This window comes from Pseudonocardia alaniniphila (genome assembly GCF_022524485.1).
Taxonomy (GTDB): domain Bacteria; phylum Actinomycetota; class Actinomycetes; order Mycobacteriales; family Pseudonocardiaceae; genus Pseudonocardia; species Pseudonocardia alaniniphila.
Genome location: NZ_JAKXMK010000029.1, coordinates 155,594 through 175,917 on the forward strand (window position 1 = coordinate 155,594; position 20,324 = coordinate 175,917).

The window sequence follows — 20,324 nt, forward strand, 5'->3', positions numbered from 1 at the left end:
GAAACCCACGGCTGTCCCCTCCACCTCGACGCTAGCCCCACACCACCTTGCCTCGTAGCGACAGTCTTGTCCTCGTCAGACGCCGTGAACGTCCGGGGTCGAGGGCGGTGGCAGAACGGTCGGGGCCGGGCGCAGCCCGTCGATCAGCAGGGCGAGGTAGCGCTTGCGATCGGCGCCTCCCGGATCGCGGGGGTGGACGGTGGCCAGAGCCATGATCGTGACGGCGGCGAGGTCACGCGCCACCAACTCCGGGCGCACGACACCGGCCTCGGCGGCGCGCCGCAGGGGCCGGTCCATCGTGGCGACGAAGCGGCGCATGCTCTCCAGGTCCAGCGCGCGCGTCTCGCGGGCGATCGCGAGCACCACCTTCCGCCCGGCGAGCACCTCGACCGTGGCCTCCAGCGAACTGACCAGGTCGCGCCAGGGGTCGTCGGTCTCCACCGCCATGGCGGGCTCGATCTCGGCGGCGACGATGTGCTGGAAGACGGCGCGTATGAGCTGTTCCCTGTTGCGGAAACGCCGGTACACGGTGGCGACGCCGACCCCGGCGCGGCGCGCGACCTCCTCGAGCGTGACGGCCGACCCGGCCTCCTCGAAGGCCTGGCCGGCCGCGACGACGATGCGCTCGTAGTTGCGCGCGGCGTCGGCTCGTAGGCCGTGCCCGTCCGTTGCCGTCATCCGCGCACGCTAACAACCACGTGGTGTGCGCGTGTCCTCAGTCGTCCAGGGCGCGCAGCGCACCGGACGGGCACAGGGCGACGGCCTGCCGGGCGGCGTCGGCGTCGCCCGGGGGAACGTCCTCGACCAGCAGCTCGACGATCCCGTCGTCGTCCTGGTCGAAGACGGCGGGAGCGGTGAGCACGCACATTCCCGCGCCGATGCAGGTCTCGCGGTCGGCGGCGATCTTCATTCCTGTCACTCCGTCCTGTCCGTGGTGGTGTCGGGGGTGGTCACCAGGTGACCGGCAGCGAGCGCAACCCGTAGATCGCGTTGTACACGTGGAAGTCGACCTCGTCGTCAGGCACCGCCAGCGCGAGGTTCGGGAAGCGCCGGAGCAGCGCAGGGAAGGCGGTGTGCATCTCCATCCGGGCGAGCGGCGCCCCGAGGCAATGGTGCACCCCGTGGCCGAACGCGACGTGGCCGGGCGCACCGCGGGTGATGTCCATACGTCCCGGGTCCTCGATGAAGCCCGGGTCGCGGTTGGCCGCCGGGAGGGCGACGACGAGCAGCTCGCCCTCGGGAATGACCTGACCGGCGATCTCGACCTCGGTGGTGGTGGTGCGCGGGATGCCGGAGTGCACGATCGACAGCCAGCGCAGCATCTCCTCGACGGCGGGCGTGACCATCTCCGGGTCGTCGCGCACCATCGCGAGCTGCTCGGGGTGGCGCAGGAGAGCCAGCGTGCCGAGACCGAGCATGTTCGAGGTGGTCTCGTGTCCCGCGATCAGGAGCAGCGAGGCGATGCCGACCAGCTCGTCGAAGCTCAGGTCGTCGCCGTGCTCCCGGATGAGCATGCCGATCATGTCCTCGCCGGGTTCGGCCATGGCGCCCTTCACCAGGCGCGTCATGTACGCCCGGTTCTCGCGCATCACGGCGACCCGATCCTCGGCGGACAGCGACACGTCGAGCAGTCGCCCCGTGCGCTGCTGGAACTCGGAGCGGTCGGCGTAGGGCACACCCAGGAGCTCGCAGATCACGAGCGAGGGCACCGGGAGGGCGAAGGTGGCGACCAGGTCGGCGGGCTTGCCTGCCCGCTCGATGTCGTCCAGCGCGGACTCGACGATCTCGACGATCCGGGGCTCCAGCCTGCGCATCCGGCGCACGGTGAACTCGGGCGTGAGCATCCGCCGAAGCCGGGTGTGGTCGGGCGGATCGAACGCGAGCATCTGTCCGGCCCGCATCTGCTCGAGCTCCTGCTCGGTGAACTGGGGACCGTCGGGCCGCTCGAACCTGCGGGTGCGGGCGTTGCTGAACCGGACGGCGTCGGACAGGACCTCGCGGACGTCCTCGTACCGGGTGATCAGGTAGGCGGGTGGGCCGCCGAAGAGCGTGGGCACCTTCGTGATGCCCCCACTGTCGCGGACCTGCAGAAGCTCCTCGACCGGGTCGAACTGCTCGCGCCGCATGTGCAGGGGCAATGCCGGTGCTTCGGTCATGTGCCTGCTCACCTTCTCCTTGCTGAACGGACAGCACCGATGCTAGCACCGAAGTGAAAGTGACCTATCGGATCACGTGACCAGGTCAGCGTTGTCCCGGGAGCCCGGAGAGCAGCTGGGAGATGTCGGCGAGCAGCTGCTCCTGGGCCGTGGTCAGGAAGAAGTGGTCTCCCGGCAGCATGCGAAGCTCGAACCCACCGCTCGTGTGCTGCGCCCAGTCCTGCGCCTCCGACCTGCTGACATGTGGGTCGGCCGCTCCGGAGAACGCCGTGATCGGGCAGGGGAGCGGAGCCTCGGGCGTGTACTCGTAGGTCTCGCTGATGGCGAAGTCGGCACGCAGCAGCGGGAGCGCAAGTTCGAGAAGTTCCGGGTGCTCGCGGATCTCCGGGCTGGTCCCGTTCAGCTCCAGGACGGCATCCAGGAGGCGGTCGTCGTCCATCTTGTGCATGGGCTCGCGCTCCTCGCTCGTGACGTGCGGCGGACGGCGGCCGGACACGAGTAGATGCTGGGGCAGCGGGCCACCGGTGCGCCGCAGGTAGCGGGCCAGTTCGAAGCTGACCAGGCCCCCGAGGCTGTGCCCGAAGGTCACGTACGGGGCATCGAGCAACTCACCGAGCGCGCCGGCGAGCGGCGGCAGCAGGTCCTGCATGCGGCTGTAGGCGTCCTCGCCCAGCCGGGACTCCCGACCCGGCGGCTGTACGGCGCACACCTCGACGTCGGGCGGGACCAGGCGTGGCCAGTCCCGGTAGACGGTCGCGCCGCCCCCCGCATAGGGGAAGCAGAACAATCGCAGGCGCGGCTGCGCCACCATCCGCCGCCGCACCACCCACGGGTTCTCCGTGCTCATCGCGCTCACCCTCACCTCTCGGCCCCCCGGACCTCCCCGATGTTGCCCGCTCGGTGGCGGGCGGGCAGCACCTCGACGGGGCAGATCACGGGACCCATCGGCCCGGCCGGCGTCGGTTCAGCGCACCAGCCGGCCCAGGAGCGATGCCGCCCCCATGATCCCCACGACGGCGGCGACGACGAGAACCGCGAAGTCGAGCCCGATGTCGGCAGGTGCGCCGACGAGCAGCCCGCGCAGGGCGTCGACGAGGTAGGTCAGCGGGTTGATCCGGCTGATCACCTGGAGCCAGGTGGGCATCAGCTCGATCGGATAGAGCGCGTTCGACGCGAAGAACAGCGGCATCGTCATGAGCTGTCCGATGCCCATCAGGCGGTCACGGGTCTGGGCGACGCCCGCGATCGCCATCGACAGGCAGGCGAAGAAGCCGGCGCCGAGCATCAGCGCGACGGCGGCGCCGATCAGCTCGAGCGGGTTGACGGTGATGGACACGCCGAGCAACAACGCCACGGGCACGAGCACGACGACGGGCGCGAGACCTCGCACTCCCGCGGCGAACGCCTTGGCCAGCACGATCGCGGCCCGCGGCGTGGGCGTCACCATGACCTTGGTGAGGATGCCGGCATCGCGGTCCCAGATGATCTGGATGCCGAGGAAGATCGAGATGAACAGGGCGGACTGGGCGAGGATGCCGGGCGTCAGGTACGCGAGGTAGGACAGGTCGCCGGTCGGGATCGCCCGGATGCGGTTGAAGATCGTGCCGAAGACGAGCAGCCACAGCACCGGCTGCGCCATGCGCGTGACGAGCTCGGTCTGGTCGCTGCGGAGCTTCTGCAGCTCGACCAGGCTGAGCGCCCACGTCCGCGCCCCGAGCAGGCGGACGGGCTCAGCCCAGCTTACGGGCGGTGTTGCGACTGCGACGGACATCCCTCATCCCCTTCTGCTCCTCGGCGTCGGCCAGGTCGGCACCGGCGTACTTGCGGAACACGTCGTCGAGCGTGGCGTCCGGGCCGATCTCGGCGCGCAGGGCGGCGGGGGAGCCGGTGACCCGCAGCCTGCCCCGGTGCATGAGGGCCACGACGTCGCACAGCTCGTCGGCCTCTTCCATGTAGTGCGTGGTCAGCAGCACGGTCATGCCGTAGTCGGCACGCATCTGGCGCACCCGCTCCCACACCCCGGCGCGGGCGATCGGGTCGAGCCCGACCGTCGGCTCGTCGAGCACGAGCAGTGGGGGATGGTTCACCAGCGCCTGGGCGAGCTCGAGCCGGCGGATCATGCCGCCGGAGTAGGTGCCCGCCTTGCGGTCGGCGACGGGGAGCAGGTCCATCGCGCCCAGCGCCTCGTCGACCCGCGCCGGCCGCTCGGCCCGGGGCACGTCGAACAGCCGGGCGAACCACATCACGTTCTGCCGCCCGGTGAGCGCCGCCTCGATGGAGAGCTGCTGAGGCACGTAGCCGAGCTTGCGGCGAACATCGGTGGCATGGCGGCGGACGTCGAGCCCGAAGACACGGACGCTGCCCTCCTGCACGGGGAGCAGCGTGTTCAGCACGCGGATCGTGGTGGTCTTGCCCGCCCCGTTGGGGCCGAGCAGCCCGACCACCTCGCCCGCGTTGATGCGTAGGTCCAGGTGGTCGACGGCGACGGTCTCGCCGAACCGGTGGACCAGCCCCGTGCACTCGAGCGCGATCGCCGGTTCCGCTTCGCGCGCCGACGCCTCGTCCGAACGCGTGGCCGACTCGCTCACGGCTTCACCTCCTCGCGTTCGTGCTCGCGCTCCAGCACCCGCAGCGCCTCGGCCAGCGCCTCCAGCGCGTCGATGCCGGTGGCCAGGTCGGCAACCTGCTGGGGGCTGAGCCGGTCCAGCGCGTCGTGCAGCACACTGCGCCGCCGCTCCCTGACGAGCGTTGCCTTCTCCTGGGCTCGCGGCGTGAGGGTGAGCCGCCCGACGCGTCGGTCGAGCGGATCGGTCTCGCGCACCATGTGACCCGCTCCGACGAGCTGCGTGACGATCGTCGAGACGCTGTTGGGGGCCAGTCCGAGCTCCTGGGCGACATCCGCCACGGGGCTGCCCGGGCGCTTGCTGACCGCCGCCAGCACCTCCCGCTGCGACACCGAGAGCGTGTCGCGCTCGAACATGTGGCCGGCGGCCCGGCGCAGCAGCCTGCGCAGCGCGCCGATGGCGGGCATCAACGCGTCGGAGACGGCGTCAGCGGTAGCAGGGGTGCGGGGCGGTGGCATGCCCGGCAGCATATACCTCTGAAGCAGAGTTAATCTGCCGCAGACATGATCACGCGTCAGCCGAGGAGTGAACCGGTGAGGACGGGCAGCACCGCGCCACCGGCGATCCCGAGCAGCAGCGACAGGGCGGCTGCAGTGAGAGCGCTGCTCCGGGTGCGGATTCCGGCCGGGCTCAGGACGTCCTCCCGCTCCGGGTCGGAGCCGCGGAATGCCGGCGCGATCCAGCGCAGGTAGTAGAAGACGCTGGCCACCGTGTTGACCACGGCGAGGACGGCCAGCCATGCGAAGCCCCCGTCGATGGCGGCGGTGAAGACGGTCAGCTTGCCGAGGAACACCGCGGTCGGCGGAGTGCCGACCAGCCCGAGCAGACACACGACGAGCGCCGCTGCCAGGCCGGGCAGGCGGCGTGCCAGACCGCGGTAGTCGTCGAGCGTGCGAGCGGCCGGCAGGGCGGCGACCACGGCGAACGCGCCGAGGTTCGTCACGGCGTAGCCGGCGAGGTAGAACAGCAGTCCGGGCAGCGCCTCGGCGGACCGCCCGGCGACGCTCACGGCGATCAGCAGGTATCCGACCTGCGAGACGGTCGAGTAGGCGAGCAGTCGCTGCACCGAGCTCTGGAAGAACGCCGCGAGGTTGCCGAGCGTCATGGACAGCGCGGAGAGCACCGCCAGGAGCAGCGGCCAGTCGATGACCTGCTCGGGGATCGCGACGTCGAGGAGCCGGTAGGCACCGGCGAGCGCGCCGATCTTGGGAATCGTGGTGATCACGGCCGCGACCGCGGCCGGAGTGCCGTCGGTGACGTCCGGAACCCAGAAATGGGCGGGCACGGCGCTCGCCTTGAACGCGAGTCCCGCGAGCACGGCGACCAGCCCCACCGCGGCGACGGTGGCAGGACCCGTGCCGAGCCCGGCACGCAGAGCGGCATACCCCGTGGCGCCGCCTGCCGCGTAGAGCAGGGCGGTGCCCGCGAGCATCGCGACGCCCGCGAACGCACCGGACAGGTAGTACTTCATCGCGGCCTCGGTGGCCCGCCCGGCCTTCGCCCAGCCGGCCAGGCCGTACATCGGCACGCTGGCCAGCAGGAACGCCGCGAACAACAACAACAGGTCGGCCGCGCCCGCCAGCAGGATCGTCCCGAGGGCGCCGAGCTGCAGCAGCACGGAGAACTCGCTCTCCCGGGGGTGCCCGTCCACCGTGTCGGCCGCGAGCCAGAGGGCGAGCAGGGTGGCGACGAGCACGATCGCGCGAGTGGCGTTGGTGGCGGTGTCCACCGCGTAGCTGCTGCCGAACACGACCTGCGGAGGGGCGGTCGCGGCCACGCCGGTCGCGACGAGCCCGACGACGCAGGCTGCGGCGGCGAGCAGCCGGACCGGCCGCTGGCGCCGTCGTGGGAGCCACGCCCCCACGAGCAGCCCGAGCACGGCACCGCAGAGCAGCGCCAGTTCCGGGATCAGCGCGGCGGGGTTCTCGTTCGTCATCGGCACCCGTCGTCACCCGCGCCGTGCCGGTCGTCGGCTCACCGCGAGACCAGCTGGTTGACGGTCAGTGCGGCCGGTTCGATGACGTCGAGCAGGAACCGGGGCGCTACGCCGATGACCGTGGCGAGGACGAGCAGCGGGATGATCGCCGCCGCCTCGCCGGCGCGCAGGTCGGGGAACGGGTGGGGAGTGCCCGGAGCGTCGGGAACCCGCAGCGGGCCGAGGAAGAGCCGCTGCAGTGCGAGCAGGAAGAGCCCCGCGGTGACCAGGATGCCGGTGACCGCCACCGCCGTGGCCACCGGCGCGGAGGACAGCGACCCGGTGAAGATCTGGAACTCGGCGATGAACCCGGAGAACCCCGGCAGCCCGAGCGAGGCGAACGCGGCCACCGCGAACAGCGTGGCGAAGCGGGGCGTGCGCGGCGCGAGCCCCGAGTACTCCGCCATGTCGTACGTGCGGCCTCGGTCGTACAGGACCCCCGTCAGCAGGAACAGGGCACCGGTGATCAGTCCGTGGGACACCATCTGGGTCACGGCTCCGGTGGTCGCGAGCTGGCGGGCCTGCTCGTCGGTGCCGGCGACGAGTCCTGCCGCGCCGATCCCGAGCAGGACGTAGCCCATGTGGTTGACCGAGGTGTAGGCGATCATGCGCTTGAGGTTGCTCTGGGCGAGCGCGACCAGCGCTCCGTAGACCACCGACACCACCCCGACGACCACCACGACCAGCGCGTACTGCCGCCAGGAGCTGGGCAGCACCGGCATCGCGATACGCACGAACCCGTAGGTGCCGAGCTTCAGCAGCACCCCGGCGAGGATCGCCGAGCCGGTGGCGGGTGCCTCGGTATGAGCGGGCGGCAGCCAGGTGTGGAACGGGACCGTCGGGGTCTTCACCGCCAGCCCGACACCGATCGCGAGCAACGCCAGACCGGCGTAGAGCCCGCCGCCTGCCAGCGGGTTGGCCGCGACCAGCTCCGGGACGTCGAACGTGTGCGGCTCGGCGGCCAGGAACAACAGGATGAACCCGAGCAGCAGGGCCAGCGAGCCCAGGAACGTGTAGAGGAAGAACTTCAGCGCCGCCGCCCGCCCCCGTTCGCCGTGGCCCCACCCGGCGATCAGGAAGTACATGAACACGATCGAGAGATCGAAGAACAGGAAGAACAGGATCAGGTCGAGCGCCACGAACACGCCGAGACACACCGTCTGCAGGGCGAGGAACAGCGCCACGTAGGCCTTCACCCGGCGGGTCTCCCGCAGCGCGAACACCGCGCACGTCGTGAACAGCACTGCCGTGAGCATGAGCAGCGGGACCGACAGGCCGTCCACGCCGACGTGGTAGGAGATCCCGGCGGTCGGGATCCACGGGAGCTTCTCCTCGAAGCCGAATGCGGGTGGGGCGGGCAGCCCCACCCAGACGGCGACGAGCAGCCCGATGTCCGCGAGGCCGGTGGCGATCCACGCGGCGACGAACACGCGGCGCGGCACACCGGCGGGCACACACAGCAGCGCTGCCGCGACCGCGGCGGGCAGGAACACGATCAGCGACAGCATCGCGCTCACCGCACCGTGATCACGACGGCGAGCGCGGCCAGAACGGCGAAGCCGACGGCCATCTGTGCGTAGTACTGGTGCAGCTGCCCGGTCTGCGGCCGCCGGGCCCACCGGCCGAGGGCCCGCGCAGCTGCGGCGATGGCGCTCACACCCGAGTCGAGGGGGTGCTCGGCCCGCCGGTCCAGCATCCGCGCCGCACGGAGCGTGGCACGGCCGGCACCATCGACAGCCCGGTCGAGCACCCGGTCGTCGAACCGGGCGAGCGCCGAGGCGAGGGCGAGTGCCGGGCGCACCAGCACCGCGTGCACCGCGCGCTCGATCCCGAGCCATCCGTGCAGCAGCGCCGGTGCCGGGAGCCGCGCGGCCAGACCCCAGGTCAACGCCGCGGCACCGAGAGCGAGGACCGCGGACACGGCCGGCTCCCATCCGGCCGGCGCCGGGACGGGCGCGAGAACGCCGGTTGCGAGGAGGGGCAGCAGGCCGAGCCCTGCCGCGAGCAGGGCGAGTACGACGAGCGGCGGACGCACCACAGCGGCGACGCGATTGGCAGGCTCCCGCTCGATCCGCCCGGTACCGGACACAGCGGGCTGCCACACGTACCAGAGGGCCTTGACGCTGTAGCACGCGGCGATCACCGCGGCGGCGAGCCCGGCCGCGTAGAGGGCGGGCGAGCGTTCGAGAGCGGCGGCCAGCACCGAGTCCTTGGTGGCCCACAGCGAGAGCGGCGGGATCCCGGCAAGGGTCAGCGCACCGACGGTGAAGGTGAGTCCGACCAGCCGGAACCGCCGGGCCGCGCCGCGCAGACCGTCCAGCCTGCGCGTGCCGAGCGTGACCAGCCAGACCCCGGCGACGAGGAACAGCAGGCTCTTCGTGGCAGCGTGCGCCACCAGCTGCAGCGTGCCGGCAGCCGTTCCGCCGACGCCTGCGGCGAGCACCATGTAGCCGATCTGCGCGCAGGTCGACGCGGCCAGCAGCTGCTTGAGGTCGCTCTGGGCGACCGCGACGAGCCCGAGCAGCACGGCGGTGGCCACACCGGTCCAGGCCACGGCCGGGGCCGCCCATCCGCTGGCCTCCAGCAGCGGCGCCAGGCGTAGCAGCAGGTACGCGCCCGCGGCCACCATGGTCGCCGAGTGCAGCAGCGCCGAGACCGGGCTCGGCCCCCGCATCGCACCGGAGAGCCAGAAGCTGAACGGCAGCTGCGCCGACTTGCCCAGCGCCGCCACCACCACACCGGCGGCGACGAGGTGCAGCCAGCCGCCCTGTGTGGCGGGCAGGGCCGAGAGGCCGAGCGAGCCGATCCCGCCGGCCAGCGCCGCACCCGTGGCGAGGTACAGGCCGAGGTCGGCGGTGCGGGTGGTGAGAAATGCGGTGTGGGCGGCACGGACGGCAGCGGGGTCACCCCGGTGGTAGGCGATCAGCGCCCAGCTGGTCGCGCCCATCACCTCCCACGCCATCAGCAGCACGGCGAGCGTGGTGGCGGTGACCGTCATCAGCATCGCTCCGGCGAACAGCAGCATCAGGCCGACGAATCGGCCGGTGCGCAGCCCGGGCTCGCCCGCCGCGACCAGCAGCACCGCGAGAAGAGCGCCGGAGACCGTGACCACCATCGTTGCGGACAGCCCGTCCACCGCCAGCCCGGCGCGGATCCCGGCGAACAGCGGCGCATCGGCGGTCGGGCGGAGCACCGCGGCGGCGATCGCGAGCGCCAGCACCGCCGCCGCGAGCAGGGCCGAGACGGGCGCGGCGAAGCGGTCGGCCCGGCGACCGGCGAGGGCGAGGATGCCACCGGCCCCGACTGGGACTGCGACGAGCGAGCACAACAGCGCCGATGCGGGCATCCGGTCAGCCCCGCAGGTCGGTCGCGCTGTCGGTCATGTCGACCTGGCGAGCGCGGTAGATCGCGGTGACCACGGCGAACCCGGCAGCCATCTCCACCGCCATCGCGGTGATGATCACGACGATGAGGACCTGGCCGTCGGTGCCGCCGGGGGCGAGGAAGTACCAGAACGCCGCCGTGGCGAGGATGACGCCGTTCAGCATGAGCTCCAAGCCCATCATGAGCATCACGATCGACTGCTGTGACAGCGCCCCGTAGAGGCCGATCGCGAAGAGCGCGGCCGCTGCGAGAAGGAACAGCTGGAGGGTCACCGTCCGGCCCTCCCGGCCGCGGGGTCGTCGGCGGGCCGGGTGCGTAGGTCGTCGCCGAACCGGTCGTAGCGGCCGCGGTTCGTGGCCAGCACGACGGAGGTGACGATCGTGGCGAAGAGGGCCACGCCGAGCGTCATCATGGTCAGCATCTGGCCGCCCATCAGGGCCTCGCCGAGTGCGAACGTCAGGTCCGGAGCCGGTGACCCGCGGCGCGCGGGCCAGTCGACCAGCAGGATCCCGGCGGCGAGCGCGACGAAGGTGGCGATCGCGATCGCCATCGAGCCCGCCTTGTTGTGATACATCGCCATCGGCATCAGCCCGGCGGGGTTCATCATGTACATGATCATGAAAACCGCCATGATGACCATCTCGATCACCATCATCAGGGCGATGAGCACCCCGAGGTAGCCGAGCCCGAGAAGCAGCACGAGACCGGCGACGGCCAGGAACGAGCCGAGCAGCGCGAACGTCACCCGTGCCATCGAGCCCAGCCGGAACACCGCGAACCCGGAGACCACCGCGGCGATCGCGAGGATCCAGAACAGGGCGGTCGAGGCCATTCACATCCCTCCTCCGCGGCCGAGCACGACGAGCGCGACGGCCAGCGCCTGGGCGATCATGAGCGGGACCAGCACGATCCAGGAGAACTCGGTCCAGCGATCCATACGGATCGTCGGGAAGCGGTGGCGCAGCCACACCACGGCGCCGAGCACCGCCGCGGTCTTGATCGCCACCCACAGCCAGGCGGGCAGCCACGGCCCGTTGCCGCCGCCGAGGAACAGCGGTACCGCCATGGCGGCGGCCACCACCAGCAACAGCCACCGCCCGCCTGCGAACACGAGCCGGTCGACGCCGGACAGTTCCGCGGCGGCCCCGCCCGCGACGCCGCGATCCACCGGCGCGTCGAACGGGCCCCAGAACGCCATGGCCGCGGCGGAGACCAGGTACACGACGAAGGCGACCGGCATGATCGCCACGAACCACAGGCCCTGCTGGGCAGCGACGATGTCGGTGATCCGGAGGCTCTGCGCACCCAGCGCGGCGGTGATGATCGCGAACATGTGCGGTAGCTCGTACGCCAGGCCCTGCGCGACGAACCGGTAGCCGCCGACCAGGCTCAGCGTGCTGTCGGGTCCCCACCCGGCCATCCAGACCGCGGCCCACGCCAGTACCTCCATGGCGTTGAACCAGACGACGCCGACCGCGAGATCGGCCACGGGCCGCGACCCGAGCGGGAGGACGGCGGCGGCGAGCACCGCGGCCACCGGCAGCACCGCGGTGCCGAGCCGCCAGAGCACCGGATCCGCGGCGACCGTGCGACGGCGCTGCCCGACCAGCAGCCGCGCGGACTCGCGCAGCGGCGCAAGCGTGGCAGGGACCGGACCGGTCGGTCGTCCGGCGGCGCGCGCGGTGAGGGCGGTGTCGAACGCGGTGGTCGCCCACGCCGCCAGCGCGAGGAGGAGCGGCAACAGCAGGACCCACCACACGGGCAGTGCGCCGGGCAACTCGGTGGGCATCGGCTCACCCATGCGGTGCCTGTCCCGCTCGGGGGACGGTGATGCGGTCGGTGTCCGGGTCCACGGCCGCGACGATCAGCCGCGCTGCGGCGAGCTCGGCCCCGACGAGCAGCGCCGCCAGCTCGTCGGGAGTGCGGGTGTCGGTGTCGCCGGGGTCGTCGTCAGCGTGCGCGGGGTCGTCGACGGCGGCCAGCGCGGTCGGCAGAGCCGCGAGCCGGGCGGCCAGCAGCGCGGTGACATCGCCCGCGCCGGAGCCGACCCCGCGCAGCATCCGGCGCAGCATGCGTGACCGACGGACCCTCTCCACCAGCGCATCCGCACGCGGACGTAGCGCCTGCTCCGGGGCGCCGGCGAGGAGCTCGTCACGCAGGTGGCGGGCCGTGGCCGCGGGGTCGCCCCAGCCTGCTGTGCCGAGCAGGCGGGCCAGGGCGTCGAGGTGGCGGGCCGCGCGACGGCGCGTGTGCTCCACGCTGCTGTCCGCATCGCTCCAGAACGCCGGCAGGGCGGCGTGGTCGTGGGCAGGCGGATCGAGGACCCGGGCACTGGCCTCCTGCACGACGTCGCCCTGGAGGACCACGTCGACGACCAGGCCGGCGGGCCAGTCGGGCAGAACCGGGCCGAGCGGGACGCGCAACCGGTCGAGCATCAGCCCGTCGCGGTCCGGGCCGACGTCGGCCATCGGCAGCCCACCCGCCATCCCCATCCCGCCGCCGTGCTGATGATGCCCGCTCTGCTGATGACCGGCGTGCTGGTGCGAGCCGGGTTGATGCTCGCCGTGTTCGTGCTGCTCGTGCTCGCCGTGTTCCGTGCCGCGCTCGCTCGGCAGGGGTTCGCGGTGTTCTCCGTGCCGGGCATGGGTGGAGGGCCGGGCGGGTTCGCGGCGTTGCCGGGCGGTGTCGGCGAGGTCCGCCGCGGCCCGGTCCAGTGCGGGCGCGGCTGTGCTCGCCGTCGCGACGTCCACGCGGGCGCGTGGGGCGGGTATCTGCTGCCACAGCCGTTCGACAACGGCTGCGAGCTCCGGTCCGGGGGTTCCCGCCACCACCAGCACATCGGTGTCGGCCGGACTCGGAGCGACGGGCCAGCCACGCCTGGCGAGCTCGGCCTCGACCGCCAGGCGCTGGGCGGTGCCGCCGACAGCCGGCACGACCAGCACGTGCGGCCGAGCGGCGGCGAAGCGCAGCAGGCGGGCGGTCAGGTCCACCGCAGGGCTCCCTCCCGCCACGCGTAGACGACCCCGGCCAGCAGGATGGCCAGGAACGTGAACATCTCGATCACCGCCGCCGGGCCGACCCGCGACACGACGAGCGTCCACGGGTACATGAACACCATCTCCATGTCGAAGGCCAGGAAGACCATCGTCACGGGGTACCACCGGACGTGGAAGCGGGAGAACGCGTGCTGGGCCGGGGGCAGGCCGCCGCTGAACGGGGCGACCTCCAGCGCCGGCGGGCGTACGGAGAGCATGCGGGACGCCCCGTAGATCAGCAGCACTGCCGCCACGACGACGCCGAGCAGGACGAGCACCGGCCGGAACTCGGCCATCGGCACTCCTCCCGTTCACTCGATTGATACCTATACCCCGCACGGGCATCGTTGCCCAGCCGTGGAGCGGTGTCCACCCGGAGCGCTCGTCCGGGTACTCATGTCGCCACCGCTTCGGAGCGCCCGGGTCGGGCCGCGAGGTGACCGTTAAGTCTGATTGTTCATGATTCTTCTGTACCGGCAAGGAATCGCCGCTGTAACGCCATCACATTCGGTGCGCGTTTTGTGCTGAACGGTGACTCCCGGAGATGGGCGAGGGGAGCGCCCGCCTCCGGGTTCAACGGGCTGGTACGAACCGACTACTGACCGCAAATGGTGATCGTTATCATGTCATTATGGTCGGCCATATGGGCGGAGAAGGCCGAATATGCGGGAGGCTGTCACGTACGCTCACCAGGTTTCTTGCGGACGAGGAGCTGGTGAGATGATCGGCGGATTCCTGGGCAAGGCCACAGGATTGGTGGCCAGCGGCGCGGTAGGTGCAGTCGCCTACGACGGGGTCAAGAGACTGATGCGCAGCGACGTGTTCCACGGCGCGGCGGTCACCGTCACCTCGTGGGGGCTGCGAGGAGCGCGGCTCGCAGAGACCGGAGCCGAGAAGGCCCGGCTCACCACCGCCGACATCGTCAGCGAGGCGCGGGACAAGGTCGGCGAACAGTCACCTGCTCCCGGCGGAGCGGCGTCGATCCACAACCACGAGCACTAGGCACGCGTGGCGATCACCGTTGTATCGGATGCGGCCGGCCGCGTCCGGTTCGATGCTCCGGAGCTGATCGGTAGTCCGCCACTCGCCGTCGCGGTCGAGGATGCCGTCGACGCCGTGCCGCACGTGCGTCAGGTGTACGCCTACCCGCGCACCGGCAACGTCGTCGTCTGGTTCGACCCGCAGCGCTGCGACCGCACCGAGCTCGTCGAGGCGATCGGCAAGGGACTGGGTGCCGACCCCCAGGCCACCGCCGAGCGCACTCCGCGTTCGGCGGACACCACCAACGGCGGACTCGTCCGCCTGGTCGTGGGCGGGCTGGCGCTGGCCGGGCTGGGACTGCGCCGGTACGGGCTGCGCAGGCCCCCGATGCTCGGGCCCACCAGTCGCACGGTGGCCACCGGGGTCACGATCTTCACCGGCTATCCGTTCCTGCGCGGTGCCCTGCGCTCGCTCACGGGCCGCAGAGGAGCCGGCACCGACGCACTCGTCTCCGCGGCCACCGTTGCCAGCCTGGTGCTGCGGGAGAACGTCGTCGCGCTCACGGTGCTGTGGTTGCTCAACATCGGCGAGTACCTGCAGGACCTGACGCTGCGCCGCAGCCGGCGGGCGATCTCCGAGCTGCTCACCGGCGCGCAGACCAGGGCCTGGATCCGGCTCGCGGACGGCACCGAGCTCGAGGTCGACATCGACCAGCTCGGGATCGGCGACCAGGTGGTGGTGCACGAGCATGTCGTGCTGCCCGTCGACGGAGTGATCGTCGAGGGTGAGGGCATCGTCGACCAGGCGGCGATCACCGGTGAGCAGCTGCCCATCACCGTCGCGCCCGGCAGGTCGCTCTACGCAGGCACCGTGGTGCTGCGCGGACGGCTGGTGGTGCGGGCATCGGCGGTGGGCCGCGACAGCGCGATCGGACGCATCATCAACCGGGTCGAGCAGGCCCAGCAGGACCGGGCGCCGATCCAGACCGTGGGCGAGAACTTCTCCCGCCGCTTCGTGCCCACGTCGTTCGCGCTGTCGGCGCTCACGCTGCTGGTCACCCGTGACGTCCGGCGCGCCATGACGATGCTGCTGGTCGCATGCCCGTGCGCGGTCGGGTTGGCCACACCCACGGCGATCAGCGCCGCCATCGGCAACGGCGCCCGGCGCGGGATCCTGATCAAGGGCGGCGCGCACCTCGAGGCAGCCGGTCGCATGGACGCGGTGATCTTCGACAAGACCGGCACGCTCACGATCGGCCACCCGATCGTCACCAACGTCGTCTCCTTCCACGACGCCTGGACACCGGAGCAGGTACTCGCCTACGCGGCGAGCTCGGAGATCCACTCGCGGCATCCGCTCGCCCAGGCCGTCATCCGGTCCACGGAGGAACGGCTCATCACGATCCCGCCGCACGAGGAGTGCGAGGTGCTGCTCGGGCAGGGGATGCGGGTGGAGTCCGACGGGCGGATCCTGCTGATCGGCAGCCGCGAGCTGCTGGCGCAGGAGGGGATCCCGATCAGTGCCGCGGCCGGCGACTGGGTCCGCAGGCTGCAAGCGGCCGCCGAGACCCCCCTGCTGCTGGCTGTGGACGGCACCCTGGTCGGCCTCGTGTCGCTGCGGGACACGCTGCGGCCGGAGTCCCGCGAGGTGCTCGACGCGCTGCGCGCCGACGGCGTGCGCCGGATCGTGCTCCTCACCGGCGACCACTCGGAAACGGCCGCCGCCGTGGCCGCCGAGCTCGGGATCGAGGAGTTCCAGGCGCAGGTCTCGCCCGAGATGAAGCAGGATCTCGTCCGATCCATGCAGGACGAGGGATACACCGTCGCGATGGTGGGCGACGGCACCAACGACGCCCCCGCACTGGCGCTCGCCGACATCGGCATCGCGATGGGCGTGGCGGGCACCGACGTGGCGGTCGAGACCGCCGACGTCGCCCTGGCCGGCGACGACCTGCGCAAACTCCTCGACCTACGAGACCTCGGGCGGCGCAGCATCGGGCTGATCCGGCAGAACTACGGCATGTCGATCGCGGTCAACGCGGCCGGCCTCGTCGTCTCGGCCGGGGGAGCGATGAGCCCGGTGGTGGCGGCCGTCCTGCACAACGCGTCGTCCGTGGCCGTGGTGAGCAACAGTTCGCGGCTGATCCGCTACCGGCTGGGTGGCTAGCCGACCCCTTCCGGGAGAGCACGGGCCGGGCGCCGATCTGCGGGTCGACGGCGTCCTCTGGCGTCCGGCGCAACGAAACCGAACCCGCCCGGTCCCGGCCCCTCCTGGGGATCGCGTGTTGCCCGGTCCGCGATGGCCGGCGGGCCGCGGACTGGGGCGGGCCGCCCGCCGCGGGTGTTGATCGTCATTTCGGGACGTGGAGCCGTGTGTGGCCCTGCTGCCGGTCCCGGACTGGTGATCATGGCCGGGGACGGGGGCTTCCGGTGCGCCTTTCGGAGGTTGATCACCGTTGTGGGACGCGGGGCAGTGTGCGGCGCGGTTCCCCGTTCCCGGTTGGCGATCATGACCGGGCGCGGGGCTGATGCGGGCCGTGCCGGCAGGGTCGCCGTCGCGGGTTGATCATCGCTTCGGGGCGCGGAACCGTGTGTGGCCCTGCTGCCGGTCCCCAGCCGGTGATCATGGCCTGGGGCGCGGCCCGGACGTCCGGCCTGCCCTATGTGGCCTGGGCCGTGATCACCATTTCGGTACCTGGAGCCGTGCGCGGTGCGGGTGGCGGTCCCCGATTGGTGATCATGGCGCTGGGGGTGCGGGTTGGTGCGTCCTGGGGCTGTGCTGACACGGTCGCTGTCGCACGTTGATCATCGCTTCGGGGCGCGGAACCGTGTGTGGCCCGGTTGCCGGCCCCAAGACGGTGATCATGACGGGGCGTGGGGGCGATACGGCCGGGGGACCGTGCCGGCACGGCCCCCTCCGGTGGTGATCGTTGTTTCGGGACGTCGAGCCTCTTGTGGCACGGTGGCCCGTCCCTGATCGGTGATCAACGGTGGCGGCCACTGCAAGAGGCTCTGCCGCCTCGGGGCGTTCGCCGAGGTGACTGCGCCCGCCCGGGCCGGCCTGTCGACCGGGTGCGGGTGCTGAACCGTGTCCTCGCGCGTGATCACGGGATTAACACAGCCATTATCGCGCGGAAACCGACTCCGGCGATTGCTGACTGATACTCGCAGGAGTATCTCAGCGTGAATAGTCGGAGGTCAGTGCGTGTCGCATGATCCGTCGCTCATGATGACCAAAACCGCTACTGGGGCAGGCGATGTGGGTAACGCCGCCCGGGAAACCTTGGAGGACTACACGCTGCGCTTCGCTCCGCGCAGCTATCGGAAGTGGTCCACCGGCGTGGTGGCTGTTTCCGCGCTCGGTGGCATCGCCTATCTGGCCGATTTCTCCATCGGTGCAAACATTGGAATCTCCTACGGCACCACGAATGCGCTATGGGGCATCCTGGTGTTCGCGGTCGTCATCTTCGCCACCGGGTTTCCGCTCGCGTTCTACGCAGCGCGGTACAATCTGGACCTCGATCTGATCACCAGGGGCAGCGGGTTCGGGTACTACGGGTCGGTGGTCACGAACGTCATCTTCGCGACGTTCACCTTCATCTTCTTCGCGCTCGAAGGCTCGATCATGGCGCAGGGCCTCGAACTCGGCCTGCACATCCCGCTCTGGCTCGGGTACGCCGTGTCGACGCTGATCATCTTCCCGCTCGTCGTCTACGGAATGTCGTTGCTGTCGAAGCTGCAGGTCTGGACCACGCCCCTGTGGCTGGTGCTGATGGTGCTGCCGTTCGCCTACCTGTTGATCACGCAACCCGACTCGGTGGGTTCGTTCTTCGCCTACCAGGGTCAGAACGGGCAGGGTGCGCCCAACCTCGGCTCGGTGATGCTCGCGGCCGGTGTGTGCCTGTCGCTCATCGCCCAGATCGCCGAGCAGATCGACTACCTGCGGTTCATGCCGCCCCGCACACCGGAGAACTCACGGCGCTGGTGGACGGCCATGATCCTCGCCGGGCCGGGCTGGGTGATCTTCGGCGCGATCAAGCAGGTCATCGGGCTGTTCCTGGCCGTCTACATCATCGCCAACGTCGCCGAGGGCGCCACCGTGGCCAACCAGCCCGTGCACCAGTTCCTGGAGATCTACCAGGACATCATGCCCGGCTGGGCCGCCCTGACCCTCGCCGTGGTGCTGGTCGTGATCAGCCAGATCAAGATCAACGTCACCAACGCCTACTCCGGGTCGCTGGCCTGGACGAACTCCTACACCCGCGTCACGAAGCACTACCCGGGCCGGCTGGTGTTCCTCGGCGTCAACCTGGCGATCGCGCTGATCCTGATGGAAGCCAACATGTTCGACTTCCTCAACACCATCCTCGGGTTCTATGCGAACTGCGGCATGGCCTGGGTCGTCGTGGTGGCCTCGGACATCGCGATCAACAAGTACCTGCTGAAGATCTCGCCGAAGAAGCCCGAGTTCCGTCGCGGGATGCTGTACGCGATCAACCCGGTCGGCTTCGGCTCCATGGTCATCGCTGCGGGCGTCTCGATCGTCGTCTTCTTCGGTGGCCTCGGAGCGGCGGTCCAGCCGTTCTCGCCCCTCGTCGCCATCGGCCTCGGCGTGGTCCTGCCCCCGATCATCGCGCTCGCGACCCGGGGGAAGTACTACCTCCGGCGCGACGACGACGGCATCGCCGAGCCGATGTACGACGAGCACGGCAACCCGTCCGGCGAGGTGCTCGACTGCCACGTCTGCCGTCAGGAGTTCGAGCGGCCCGACATGGTCGCCTGCCACACGCATGATGCCCACGTGTGCTCGCTGTGCCTCAGCACCGACAAGGTCGGCGACCACGTGCTCCCGGCTCGGAGTGGGTGACCGCCACGGGGCGTGAGGTCGCGCCACGCCCGGGAACGCCGGCCCGGCGGCTCGGGGACGCGTCGCTTCGTGTGACGGGGTCCCGGCCGCCGGGCCGGTTCCGCGTCCGGCTCACTCGGTGGCCGAGTGCAACTGCCCGCCGATGCGGTGGGCGACAGCCCGGGCGGTGCGGTTCACCTCGGCGACGAGCACGGTCTGCTCCTCGGCGGGTGCGTAGTCGGGGAAGGTGAGGGTCACGCTGGCCACGGGGTAGCCCGCGCTGTCGAGCACCGCCACGGCGACGGAGACGAGGCCGGGGGTCACCTCGCCGTCCTCGATCGCGTGGCCGCGGCGGCGGGTCTCCACCAGGATCCGGCGTAGCGCCGACAGCGACCGCGGCCCCACCTCGTGACGGGTGACGAACGCGTCGGGCTCCGGATACAGCGCTCGCACGTGGGCCCTGGTCAGGGCGGCGAGCATGGCCCGGCCGCTGGCGGTGAGGTGGGCGGGCAGCCGCACCCCGACGTCGGTGACGAGGGGCGGGCGACCGGGCGCGCGCTCCTCGATGACGTAGATGACCTCCCGGCCGTGCAGCACGGCCAGGTGAGCCGTGTGTCCCGTGCGGTCGACGAGCCGCCCGAGCGGCACCCTCGCAATGCGCTGTAGCGGCGCTTGCCGGACATACCCCGTGCCGAGCTCGTAAGCGGCCACTCCGAGGCTGTAGCGCCGTTCGTCGGCCAGGTGCACCACGAACCCGCTCTCGGCGAGCGTGGTGAGCAACTGGTAGGTGGTGGAGCGGGGAAGCCGCAGGTCACGGGTGATCGCGGCCGCGGGCACGGGTGTGGCCTGTCGGGCGAGGTAGCCCAGGACGGCCAGCACCTGGTGCGCCGCGGGCACCTTCACCGCCTGACCGGGCACCAGCTGACGCTAGCAACTGTCCGGGATCCCGGACAGTGATCTTGGGTGGCATGTGGTGGTGAGGTGGGCGTTCGGTGTCCCATGCACTGATGCAGCCAGTCACCGTCGGAACCGGCCCGCTGTCCCGTACAGAGATCCTCGCCGTGGCCCGGGAGGGGGCCGCTGTCGTTCTCTCGGCGGACGCGGAGTACGAGATCGCCGCAAGCCGCAAGGCCGTCGAAGCGCTCGCATGTGATGTGCGGCCGCACTACGGGGTGTCGACGGGGTTCGGGGCGTTGGCGACCCGGCACATTCCGGTGGAGCTTCGGGGGCAGCTGCAGCGCAGCCTGGTGCGGTCGCACGCGGCGGGGTCGGGGCCGGAGGTCGAGCGGGAGGTGGTGCGCGCGTTGATGTTGCTGCGCCTGTC

Annotated in this window: 20 protein-coding genes; 4 read left to right on the plus strand and 16 right to left on the minus strand. The window is 71.2% G+C overall.

The genetic code is table 11. The annotated features are described in order from the left end of the window. Positions 1–75: 75 nt before the first annotated feature. From MMF94_RS30425 to MMF94_RS30495, 15 genes are all read right to left on the minus strand, one after another. On the minus strand, positions 76–678 hold the full coding sequence (locus MMF94_RS30425) for a TetR/AcrR family transcriptional regulator (protein WP_241040818.1): 603 nt from the start codon (positions 676–678) through the stop codon (positions 76–78). A gap of 37 nt (positions 679–715) precedes the next feature. Then, complete coding sequence (locus MMF94_RS30430) at positions 716–910, minus strand: ferredoxin (protein WP_241040819.1); 195 nt, start codon at positions 908–910, stop codon at positions 716–718. Between the two features lie 40 nt (positions 911–950). Beyond that, a complete protein-coding gene (locus MMF94_RS30435) occupies positions 951–2,156 on the minus strand; it encodes a cytochrome P450 (protein WP_241040821.1) in 1,206 nt (401 codons plus the stop codon). A gap of 85 nt (positions 2,157–2,241) precedes the next feature. Further along, positions 2,242–3,003: a thioesterase II family protein gene (locus tag MMF94_RS30440; RefSeq protein ID WP_241040823.1), complete on the minus strand. Its 762-nt coding sequence runs from the start codon at positions 3,001–3,003 to the stop codon at positions 2,242–2,244. 117 nt (positions 3,004–3,120) lie between these two features. Next, complete coding sequence (locus tag MMF94_RS30445) at positions 3,121–3,927, minus strand: ABC transporter permease (RefSeq protein WP_241040825.1); 807 nt, start codon at positions 3,925–3,927, stop codon at positions 3,121–3,123. Further along, entirely contained in the window at positions 3,887–4,744 is an 858-nt protein-coding gene (locus MMF94_RS30450; protein WP_241040827.1) for an ABC transporter ATP-binding protein, read from the minus strand. The genes MMF94_RS30445 and MMF94_RS30450 overlap by 41 nt, the downstream gene beginning before the upstream one ends. Then, on the minus strand, positions 4,741–5,238 hold the full coding sequence (locus MMF94_RS30455) for a MarR family winged helix-turn-helix transcriptional regulator (protein WP_241040828.1): 498 nt from the start codon (positions 5,236–5,238) through the stop codon (positions 4,741–4,743). Before MMF94_RS30455 ends, MMF94_RS30450 begins: the two co-directional genes overlap by 4 nt. A gap of 56 nt (positions 5,239–5,294) precedes the next feature. After that, positions 5,295–6,716, minus strand: coding sequence for an NADH-quinone oxidoreductase subunit N (locus MMF94_RS30460; protein WP_241040829.1), 1,422 nt, complete (start codon positions 6,714–6,716; stop codon positions 5,295–5,297). 38 nt (positions 6,717–6,754) lie between these two features. Further along, positions 6,755–8,263 carry a complex I subunit 4 family protein gene (locus tag MMF94_RS30465; protein ID WP_241040853.1) on the minus strand — a complete coding sequence of 503 codons (1,509 nt, stop codon included), beginning with the start codon at positions 8,261–8,263 and terminating at the stop codon, positions 6,755–6,757. Between the two features lie 5 nt (positions 8,264–8,268). Then, a complete protein-coding gene (locus MMF94_RS30470) occupies positions 8,269–10,101 on the minus strand; it encodes a proton-conducting transporter transmembrane domain-containing protein (RefSeq protein WP_241040830.1) in 1,833 nt (610 codons plus the stop codon). Positions 10,102–10,105: 4 nt separating this feature from the next. Further along, positions 10,106–10,411 (minus strand): NADH-quinone oxidoreductase subunit NuoK, encoded by a 306-nt coding sequence (gene nuoK / locus MMF94_RS30475; RefSeq protein ID WP_241040831.1) that lies wholly within the window; start codon positions 10,409–10,411, stop codon positions 10,106–10,108. Next, the gene (locus MMF94_RS30480) at positions 10,408–10,971 is read right to left on the minus strand and encodes an NADH-quinone oxidoreductase subunit J (protein WP_241040832.1); all 564 of its coding nucleotides are present in this window, start codon (positions 10,969–10,971) and stop codon (positions 10,408–10,410) included. The genes nuoK and MMF94_RS30480 overlap by 4 nt, the downstream gene beginning before the upstream one ends. Beyond that, positions 10,972–11,928, minus strand: coding sequence for a complex I subunit 1 family protein (locus tag MMF94_RS30485; protein ID WP_241040833.1), 957 nt, complete (start codon positions 11,926–11,928; stop codon positions 10,972–10,974). A gap of 4 nt (positions 11,929–11,932) precedes the next feature. Then, a complete protein-coding gene (locus MMF94_RS30490) occupies positions 11,933–13,129 on the minus strand; it encodes a hypothetical protein (protein WP_241040835.1) in 1,197 nt (398 codons plus the stop codon). Next, positions 13,120–13,470: an NADH-quinone oxidoreductase subunit A gene (locus MMF94_RS30495; protein ID WP_241040837.1), complete on the minus strand. Its 351-nt coding sequence runs from the start codon at positions 13,468–13,470 to the stop codon at positions 13,120–13,122. Before MMF94_RS30495 ends, MMF94_RS30490 begins: the two co-directional genes overlap by 10 nt. A gap of 424 nt (positions 13,471–13,894) precedes the next feature. On the opposite strand from MMF94_RS30495, the gene MMF94_RS30500 reads away from it, so the two are divergent. The 3 genes from MMF94_RS30500 to MMF94_RS30510 all read left to right on the plus strand — a co-directional run bounded on the left by MMF94_RS30500 (position 13,895) and on the right by MMF94_RS30510 (position 19,021). Continuing rightward, positions 13,895–14,176 carry a DUF1490 family protein gene (locus tag MMF94_RS30500; RefSeq protein WP_241040841.1) on the plus strand — a complete coding sequence of 94 codons (282 nt, stop codon included), beginning with the start codon at positions 13,895–13,897 and terminating at the stop codon, positions 14,174–14,176. Positions 14,177–14,182: 6 nt separating this feature from the next. Continuing rightward, the gene (locus MMF94_RS30505) at positions 14,183–16,321 is read left to right on the plus strand and encodes a heavy metal translocating P-type ATPase (RefSeq protein WP_241040842.1); all 2,139 of its coding nucleotides are present in this window, start codon (positions 14,183–14,185) and stop codon (positions 16,319–16,321) included. Between the two features lie 1,059 nt (positions 16,322–17,380). After that, positions 17,381–19,021: a purine-cytosine permease family protein gene (locus tag MMF94_RS30510; RefSeq protein WP_241040844.1), complete on the plus strand. Its 1,641-nt coding sequence runs from the start codon at positions 17,381–17,383 to the stop codon at positions 19,019–19,021. 111 nt (positions 19,022–19,132) lie between these two features. Here MMF94_RS30510 and MMF94_RS30515 read toward each other — a convergent pair whose 3' ends face one another. Continuing rightward, entirely contained in the window at positions 19,133–19,918 is a 786-nt protein-coding gene (locus MMF94_RS30515; RefSeq protein WP_241040845.1) for an IclR family transcriptional regulator, read from the minus strand. 89 nt (positions 19,919–20,007) lie between these two features. Here MMF94_RS30515 and MMF94_RS30520 point away from each other — a divergent pair. Beyond that, the coding region (locus MMF94_RS30520; protein WP_241040847.1) for an aromatic amino acid lyase at positions 20,008–20,324 on the plus strand (317 nt) is incomplete at its 3' end.